2 protein-coding genes are annotated in these 1,706 nt (G+C 46.2%); one reads left to right on the top strand and one right to left on the bottom strand.

Features of this window, described 5'->3' with window-relative positions:
* Positions 1–230: 230 nt before the first annotated feature.
* Positions 231–413: a PspC domain-containing protein gene (locus QVO39_RS03015; protein ID WP_021902970.1), complete on the bottom strand. Its 183-nt coding sequence runs from the start codon at positions 411–413 to the stop codon at positions 231–233.
* Between the two features lie 298 nt (positions 414–711).
* Here QVO39_RS03015 and QVO39_RS03020 point away from each other — a divergent pair.
* The coding region (locus tag QVO39_RS03020; protein ID WP_288171705.1) for an AMP-binding protein at positions 712–1,706 on the top strand (995 nt) is incomplete at its 3' end.

Below are 1,706 nucleotides of genomic sequence, written 5' to 3' on the forward strand. Positions count from 1 at the left end.
TGCAACTCAACTTTTGCTCTCATAGGTGGAAGGTTTAAGGAGGTGCTTAGAGATACCTTTTTTGTCCTGAATAAAATGATCCGACTCACAAGAGATTGAATAAAACCGGAGAGGACAGACTAATCCCTACCCCTAGTCACGGCTCGTAGAGTCAATGGCCAGGGGATTGTAAGGTAATCCCCCAGGATTACTTTACCTAGGGGGGCTTCTCTACCCCTTAATCGAGCTCCTTACTTACTTGGAATAACAATAAGGCAAATGATGTAGGCGAGTAGGCCTGATCCTCCCATTAGGGAGAAGAGCACCCATAAGAGACGTACTAGCGAAGAGTCGATATTAAAATACTCTGCAATGCCTCCACATACGCCTCCGACCATTCGGTCGTTACTGCTTCTGTACAATTTCTTTTCCATAATACTTAGTCTATTAAATGAATAGCTGTCTTTAGCAAAGGTACCTATAAAAAAGTTACGAAAGTGACAGTTGCACAAAGTGGGGCGTCTTCGTGCAACCGTCTCCTAATTGTATATCAGGTATTTGTGTCGATGCTATATGGGTAATATGAGATCCTGATTACGGGAAGCGTCACTATTCGTTGCCAATAGCTAGCTCTATAATTGGTGAGATCAACTCTGGCTTCTCTTGTTTATCTCTGAAGATATATCTACCTTTGCACAGATTTAGAATATATGCGCCATAGATTATAGAATTATGATACAGCAGAACTTTATTAAGCTCTACGAGGAAAAGTATAAAGAGTATTGGGTGCTTCCCGCTTTTTCCAATTATGAAGAGGGGGTTACCTATAGTTTTGCACAAGTGGCCCAGTGGGTGGCACGTGTGCATCTGATTTTGGAGCATAACGAGATAAAACGGGGCGACAAAGTGGCTCTTATAGGTAAGGACTGTGCCGAGTGGTGTATGACGTGGATGGGCGTTGTCACCTATGGGGCGGTGGTGGTTCCTATTTTGCCAGAGTTTCATCAGGATGACATCCTTCATATCATAGCGCACAGTGATAGCCAGCTACTCTTTGTGGGTAAGGAGCATGAGCGGTTACTGAGCCTTGAGACACTTCCGGAGGTAAGGGGGGCCTTTAGGATTAAGGATCTACAGACGATAGCTGAGCTTTCACGTACGGAGCTGGCAAAGGGTACGGATGTGGCATCGCTGTTCAGTGCCAAGTATCCCGATGGCTTCACACGGGAGGATGTGAAGTACCCTGAGATCGGCAATGACGAAATGGTCTTGATCAGCTACACCTCGGGTACTTCTGGCTTTAGCAAAGGGGTAATGGCGACGGCGAATAACTTGATTGCCAATGTGCAATTTGGGCAAGATGCCAAGCTTCAATTCCGTGGCGACGACTTGCTCTGCTTTCTTCCCAATGCCCACGCCTATAGCTGTGCTTTCAACTTCCTTTTGCCACAGGCACAGGGTACGCATGTCTATATCCTTGGCTCGAAGCCTACGCCACGTATTCTCTTGAAAGCTCTTCAGGATATTCGCCCAAAGCTGGTGATTTCGGTACCGCTGATCCTAGAGAAGATCTATAAGAATGTCCTCGCTAAGAAGCTGAAAGATAAATGGCTCTCACTGGCTCTGAAGCTACCCATCGTGAAGGGGGTGGTGCATAAGAAGATACGCAAAACCCTGATTGACACCTTTGGGGGCAATGTAAATGAGGTGATTATCGGTGGGGCGGC

The sequence above is a fragment of the Porphyromonas sp. CAG:1061 genome, assembly GCF_000435035.1.
Lineage (GTDB): Bacteria > Bacteroidota > Bacteroidia > Bacteroidales > Porphyromonadaceae > Porphyromonas_A > Porphyromonas_A somerae.

Bases quoted from the DNA above. Each gene is read 5' to 3' on its own strand.
- QVO39_RS03015 (WP_021902970.1), bottom strand. From the start codon at position 413: ATGGAAAAGAAATTGTACAGAAGCAGTAACGACCGAATGGTCGGAGGC.